Genomic DNA, 7,939 nt, shown 5'->3' with positions numbered 1-7,939 from the left:
CGTTTATGAAGTTTTTCGTAAGCTATAAATTTAGCAATTTTTTCTAATTCCCACTCTTGAATATTTGGATAATCAATTAGTGCTAAGTAGTATATTCCATCCCATTGTAAACTATATTCTCCATTATAAATTTTTAAAATCATCTAATCACCTCACTCCATTATACAACAAAAAGGTACACACCTTGCAATTTGGATTACTATTTTTCTGTCTAACTTTTGGGGTACAATTCACCTCTCTTGCTTACACCTATATAAAACTGGAGAAGACCATGATTGTCTTCTCCAGTTTTTAGATGCCATCAACTTACAATAGTTGAAAAAGAAACCAATTTTTAATCATCGACTAATATCTACAAATAGGATGTCATTAGACGCTGAGACTAATCTTCTTTGAGTTTTGCAGTTAATAAAGCTGCTGACAAGGCCAAGGTAACACCTGCCAAGAAAACAGCTGTTTCTGACTGTTTTTCACCAGTTTCTGGCAATCTCTTGTCTTCCTTGGCAACTTGAACTGGTGTTTCTGGGGTCTGAGCTTTTTCTAACGAACTTAGTTTAAACTCTGGTTTTTCTACTGTCGGTGCTGGTTGATTACCTACTGTAGCTAGAATACCACGGTACTCTGGAAGTTTATGTTCTAGAGCCATTACAGCATTAACGCCACCCTTAAATTCAGGTTTCTCAACACTTGGTACTGCTTGATCTCCTACTGTGGCTAGAATTCCTGTGTATTCTGGAACTTCATTTACTGCTGCTTCTACAAAGTTAGCACCTCCTTTGAATTCTGGAACTTCATTGACTGGAGCAGGCTCCTCGCCTTTACTACTTGAAATAGATGCTTTCACTCCTACTTCAACAATGCGATCCTGAGCCTTTCTTTCTTCAGAATGAACAAGACTTCTAGTAGTACCCAAAACTTGAATATAGTCAACTTTTTCTCCATCTTGTCCTTCAGAAACGATACGACGTTGACCTTGAGCAAGTTCAGGGTTTTCACGAATAACTTCTTTAAACGGAAGCGGAGTCTTTTCAATTTCCAAACTTGGAGTTTCTGCTACTAAGTTCTTAACGCCTTCTGTTGGTGTTGTTTGGAAGGTAGACTTAAAGTGTAAACGATATTCTTTCACCAGATTTCCATCTTTGGAAACAAGACGAACCAGTGTTGGAAGATTGGCATTTCCAGAATCCACAACTGTAACTACTCCATGTCCACTAGTTGTTGCAGTGACTTTTGGTTTTGAACCCATTGTTGTTAGAGTGTAATCTGTCACATTTGGATCAAAGTTTTCCAATGCTTTTCCGTCAATCGAAATAGTCGCTGATGGTGCTTCCACTTCTGCTCCCTTGCCTGCAGAGTAGGCTGTAAATTCTACAAGTGCAAGACCATTGGTAGTAGCCTTACGAGTCATGCGAGCACGAATTGCTGTCGTTTGAACCGGATCAAAATTAAACTCGATTGGTTTACCAGCTACTAATTCTCCAGAAGCTTTGTAAGGAATAGGTGCCCAATTTTCTGCCTTGTTGAATGGATGGTCAGCATTTTCTTCATAACGAGAAATCGTACTTGGTTCTGTAAAGGCAGGGCCAATATATCTTTCTAGAACCATTTTCTCTGGGGCATCTGTTCCACTATCTTTAAAGAACTGAATAGCTACTTTTCCAATAGATTGGGTGGCAATTTTACCGTCCTTCTTAAAGAGTAGTCCGACAGAAGTTTCTTCATTTTTCGGAGTACGAGACCAGTTTGTCCAACGTCCATCTTCATTGTATTTTCCATCATTGATATAGAAAATTCGATCATGTGAAGCTGCTTGTGTATCGTTCGTTGTCGAAGCAAAGGCTTTAGAATCCGTTTCATTGTTGCTTGGATTTTCTGAAATGACTTGATTTCCTTTAGAAACAACTGTCACCTGCATTTTAGTCGTTAGATTTGTACCAATGACATGACCGGTAATTTCAAATGTTCCCTCATGCTCTGTTGCATGTTCAGGAATAGCATCCCATTTCACTGCCAGTTTATCTGTAGTCCAAGTAGTTGAAGTTGGGTAATAAACAGTGACTTCTGAAGGAAGTTGAAGAGCATCTCCAACATTCAAGATTTTAGCACTGTTTTCTGCAGCAAGAGGTTGACTAGTTTCTCTCTCATCATTGCGGAAAATTCGATATTCTTTCAACACCGTACCATCTTCTGCTTTCAAGATGAGACGTGTTGCACCTTTTGGACTTGTTGCAGGAACAACTGTTACCAAACCATTATTGCTAGCTGTTGCTGTGATTTCTTTGCTAGATTGAGGAATATAGTAATCTGTCTTAGATGGATTAAAATGTTCAAGATCCTTGCCATCTACCTTGATAGAAATCTCTGAACTTGTTTCACTTAAGACCTTGTTTCCAAGCACAGTTAGCTCTGTCAGACCAACACCTGATGTTCCATCTGCTTTCTTCATTCGAATACGAACAGCGTAGGTTTCGACCTTGTCAAATGTGAAGTGATTGGTTTGAGTTGCAGACAGCTGACTTGGAGCATGTAAGTTTTCAACTGCTTTCCAATTGTCTGGATTATTAAATGGATGATTGCTATCTCGTTGCGCATGACTGACATCACTTGGTAAATCTGGAATTTCTTTACCTACATAATATTCAACTACATATTCTTTTGGAAGACCAATTGCTCCATCAGTATAGAAATCAACCGACAAATTGTTGACAAAACGCTTCGTCAAGTCTCCTGAATTACCAAATAAGATAGAAGCCCAGTCATTATCAGTATTTGTTCTCCAAGTAGTCCATCTATTTTTAGCATCTGATGGCGTTCTTGATACAGTCAAATCGTTCAAGGTGTTGGCTGTGTCATCTCCTCCTGTATTGGATACAATGGCAGCTGGTAATTGTGAACCTGTCCATTGTTTAGAGATATTATTTCCAGCAACCACTTGACTAGATACTCGAACATGAGCTTTAGTTGTCAGATTGCTACCTACTAAACGACCATTGATTTCATAGACCCCTTCAGTTTGACTAAAGTTGGCTGGAACCTGATCCCAAACAACATCTTTGTAGATAGTTGTTCCGTTAGAATGGTAAGCCCGGACATTGGCTGGCAATTGAACCGTCTCACCCTTAGGTACTGTGAGACTGATTTCCTCTGCAACTTGCAATCCTTCAACCGTTACAGTCGCTTGAGCTTCAATATCTGTGCCTTCCACATGTCCTTTAAGCGTAAAGCTATGATAGTGCCCCAACTCTTTTTCATCTACCTTATCCCAAGCTACAGATACTTTGCGTGGCAAGCCCTTATCAAATTCTGCTCCAACTTCTTTAGGTAGATTCGGTTGCTGATTGATATCTGTAGAAACAGACACAGGATGAAGTTTCACAATCTTCTTGCTGACTTTATTTTCTTTAATCACCACTTCAGTGGTTACAGATTCTGTTTTCTCTGTTTGATTATCGATTCGAGGTGTCAAAGTCACTCTTCCCTTAGTATAGAGCAATAGATTCTGACCATTCACCTCAAGATGTCCCCCATCAGATGATTTAGCTTCTAAGTGAATATCTGAAGCCGAAAACTCTGTTTGTGAACCATCCTCATAACGACCAATGACGTGATAAGTTAATACTTGATCTTCAGTGGCAGTTTCTTTTCCTTCTACAACCACTTCCAAACGTTTCAAAGCAGGAGCTTCCTTCACAAACTGAATTAAGTAAGTTTGAACCAAGTCACCCTTTTGGTCACTCAAGAAGAGAGAAGCCTGATAACCATTATCAGCAGAAGCTTGCTGAACAGTTACTTGATATCCGGTAGTCTGAGCTCCAACACTTGGAATAGTTGCAGTGTAAGGAAGGGATACACGGTAATAGGTCTTGCCAGACTCAAAATTCTCAAGAGCTTTATCCCCAACAGTAAGTCCTGTAATGCTACTTGTTGTTTCCTTACTACTTGCGATAAAGGTTGCAGTCACTTCACGGTCGTCATCTACCAATTTACCAGTAGCCTCCGTACGTCCACCTTCCTTGTTCAAAGCAGCAGGGTCTTTCAAGGTCCAAGAAACAACATCAGTATCAATCAAGCTACCATCTGTCAGAACAGCTGTGACCGTTTTATCCAAATCAGCCGCATTCGTTCCAACTGGGACTGTAGCAACTTTTGGTAACCATCTATCTAAAGCAATCACTTTAACAAGTGCCTCAGCTTTAGTTTCTAAACCTTCTACACGTCCAGATACTTTTTTCTCACCTGCGCTTGTAAGCAAGTCAGATGGCATTTCCCAAGTTACAGTCTTTTCCTCAACACTACCGTCACTATAAATAGCTGTTACTGTTTGAGGTAATTCAGGATTTGTCGTCACATCAGTTGTTGCTTTTACAGGAGCAAAGGCTACAAAGTGACGATTTTCTTTCTTACCAGACACCGTTGCGACCGTTGCGCTATCAGATGTCAAACCAGCAGAATCTGCATAAAGAGTAAATTTACCTTCTTTTTCTGTTGATTTTACAATGACAACTCCTCTACCATTGAAAGCACGTCTTTGCCATGTTCCATCTGCTTGAGCTTTGTAGCGCTCACGACTAGCTTGTTCTCCATTATCCACACCAACAATCTGTCCCTGACCATGAAGATTGAAATGAACAAGATTATTCGCTGTCGGAACCACATTCCCTTCGCTATCAACAATTTCGTAATGGATGTAGGATAGGTCTTTTCCATCTGCAGTGATAACATGCTCTTCTTTAGTCAGACGAACCCTTGCTGGCTCCCCAGCAGTTGTCACACTATCACGCGCAATTTCGTTGCCTTTTTCATCTCGAGCAATCGCAGTCAGTGTGCCTGGTTTGTATTTTACAAGCCACTCAAGATACAATTCACTTGGTTTAGCCCCCTCATGATATGGACGTCCATCTTCTGTCCTTTTCTTAGTAAATTCCTTTTTACCAAGTGACTCTCCATTTAAGAACAATTCAACGCTTGCAGCATTTGAGAAGGTACGAACCGGAACCTTTCCATCAACCAGCATCTTACGATCCTTAAGGGTCTCTTCAGTCCAGTTCCAATGTGGTAAAATGCGAACAGTTGGCTTTTCTTTAGCACTATACCATTCACTACGGTAAAGGTAAAAATCATTCTTCGGTAAACCAGCCGTATCGATGATACCAAAGTAAGAACTTTTTACAGGTGTATTATCTTGGTTATGCCATGGAGTTGGTTCACCGATGTAGTCAATTCCTGTCCAGATAAATTGTCCAGCATAGCCAGCACGATCACGGTCAAAAGTCCATGATTCAGTAGCTGTTCTTCCCCATCCAACACGGTCATTACCATAGTCAGATTGTTCATAGTGACGATTTGGACGGTTATCATGTCCAAGGATTTGAGCAGGATTGTAATAAGAATCACGCGTTCTAGTAGCTGAAGAAGTTTCAGAACCATAAATGAGCCAGTCTGGATGAGCACTACGAACCGCATCATAAAAACGTTCACCATAGTTCATCCCCACAGCATCCATGATTTCTGCAAGTTTCAAAAAATCACCTGTCGCTGCACGACTAAATTTGTTTTCACCCATGGTGACATAACGTTCAGTATCAATCGCTTTGATAACTGCCTTCAGACGCTTAGCAGTTTCGATAGAACGAGGACTACCATTTGCCTCTTCTACCTCATTTCCAAGAGACCACATGACGATAGACGGATTGTTCTTATCACGTTCTACCATTGTTCTAAGATCAAAATCAGACCACTTCTCACCCTTTTTAGCTTCAGGATGGGTTGCATCTTGATCAAAGAACCGTCCATAGTCGTAAGTCTTCTTGCCACCATACCAGGTATCAAAGGCTTCCTCTTGAACCAAAAGACCTAAACTAGCCGCAGCATCAAGCAACTGAGGACTAGCTGGATTGTGGGTTGTTCGAATAGAGTTAACCCCCATATCTTTCAAGAGTTTTAATTTACGATAAGTAGCCTTATAATTCTCTTCTGCACCCAAGGCTCCATTGTCATGGTGAATACTTACTCCGTGGAATTTCATGCGTTCACCATTCAGAGAGAAACCATCCTTAGCAGTCCAATTAAAATAGCGGTAACCAAATGTATCTTCTGTTACATCAACTAGTTGACCTTCTTTATAAACCTTTGTTTTCAGCACATACAGTTGAGGATGATAACTTTTTGTCGTCCAAAGAGTTGGTTTATTAACTAGGATTGTTTGTCTGAAATCTGCAACTTCATTTTCTGCTAAATTCTTCGTTTCAGAGCGCACTAATTCTGAAACAACCTTACCTTCCTTAGTAAAAATTTGTTGTTCCACAAAGACTTTAGCAGCCTTCTTATCCGTATTTTTAATCTTACTTTGAACCTGTGTTTCAACATTCCCTTCTTTTTGCTCAGCAAGTTTTGGAGTAGTGATATGATTACCATTTTCGGCAACATGGACTTTATCACGATAACTAAGGGTTACATCACGATAAATCCCACTTCCTGAATACCAACGACTGCTTGGTTGCTTATTGGTCACTTGAACAGTAATTGAATTTTCACTACCATCCTTGTTTAAAAATTCTGTAATATCATATGAAAAATGATTATAGCCACTTGGATAATGTCCTACAAATTTACCATTTACATAGACCTTTGAATCCATGTAAACCCCATCAAAATTGATACGAACATCCTTATTCTTGTCTGCTTCATTTAATGTGAAAGTCTTACGATACCAAGCTGTTCCACCATTTAACTGGCCACCTTCATTACGTGCGGGAGACTTGTGATCGAAGTCAAAATAAATACTCCAATCATGAGGAAGATTCAATTTAGACCAATCATGAACATCCACATCTTTTTTTGAAAAATCTCCTTGGGCATTTAGTTTAAAATACCAATCTTTATTAAAATCTTGTTTTCGCTCCGATAATAGCTGCTTCTCTTTTTCAACATCCGCTTTACTTGGCTCTTTAGAAAGCGCTTGCGTTTTTTCAGAAGAAGGTTTGCTCTCTGTATCTGCTTTTACCTGGTCGTTTCCGGAAGTTTTTTTAGAATCCTCTTTCAGTTCTGTTCCAGCTGTTGCTGCAGATTCAATAGGCTTTGGATTTGTCTCTTCAGGTTTCTGTTTGTTCTCAGCTTTGTTTCCTTCTTCTTTGTTTGGAGTTTCCACTTTAGGTCTAGCCAATTCATGACTACCCTCATTAGCAGGTCTAGTAGGTTCCGTATCCTTAGTCACTTTGTCTTCTGTCGAATCAGCTTTTGGTTTTACAAACTCACGCCCACCATTCTCATCAGCCTTTGCGATTGCAGCTGCCACATCATCGGGAAGCTTATCTAAAGGCTGAGCTTGATGAACAGTTGTTTCTTCTGTTTGAGTATTGGATGAAGCCACCTCCTCAGCTTGTACAGCTGAAATACCAAATATACTGGCCCCAATCATTACAGATGCTGCACCTATTGCAAATTTACGAATGCTATAATGACAACGTTTATCAAAAAGTCTTTTGTTCATTAAAATCCTCATTTCTTTTTCTTGATACAAAGTAAGCGTTTACTTTATTTTAAAAAATAACCTCCTTCTGAATACACAAACAAGTACCAAGTTCGATAATATATTTTATATATTAAATATATCAAAATACACCTAAAATTGCAATCACTTTCATCGTTTTTCCTCAACTATCCTTTATCTGATTGTTTTAAAACAACTTGATAGACTTTCTTAGTCCACTCTTCTAAGTCTTCTCCAGCATAGTCAAGATAATGCACCCTATCTAGTAATCGACTTGGAATAATATTTTCAAATCGGCTCTTATTATGAGTTGGAATAATGCAAATATACAACTCACTTAATAAATTAAGCATGTCCTTAACTTTTGCAACATGGTAACCATCAAAAATATAACCAGGAACTTTAATCAAATCTGTATAGATAAAATGAAAACTTACTCCAGGAATAAAC

The 7,939-nt window shown here is 39.3% G+C and carries 1 protein-coding gene and 2 pseudogenes; all 3 read right to left on the bottom strand.

Annotated elements, in window-relative coordinates:
• A pseudogene (locus GMD3S_RS0210200) lies at nucleotides 1-143 on the bottom strand (phosphate ABC transporter ATPase); the annotation flags it as partial.
• Nucleotides 144-382: 239 nt separating this feature from the next.
• The gene (locus GMD3S_RS0210195) at nucleotides 383-7,489 is read right to left on the bottom strand and encodes an SIALI-17 repeat-containing surface protein (protein ID WP_001042479.1); all 7,107 of its coding nucleotides are present in this window, start codon (nucleotides 7,487-7,489) and stop codon (nucleotides 383-385) included.
• A gap of 167 nt (nucleotides 7,490-7,656) precedes the next feature.
• Nucleotides 7,657-7,939: pseudogene (locus GMD3S_RS0210190) on the bottom strand (phosphate ABC transporter ATPase); the annotation flags it as partial.

The organism is Streptococcus sp. GMD3S (genome assembly GCF_000298695.2).
In the GTDB taxonomy this organism is placed as follows: Bacteria; Bacillota; Bacilli; order Lactobacillales; family Streptococcaceae; genus Streptococcus.
This window is presented reverse-complemented; position numbering and strand designations above follow the sequence as displayed.

What these genes read in the sequence shown, in the direction of transcription:
- GMD3S_RS0210195 (WP_001042479.1), bottom strand. Translation starts at nt 7,489, where the DNA reads ATGAACAAAAGACTTTTTGATAAACGTTGTCATTATAGCATTCGTAAA.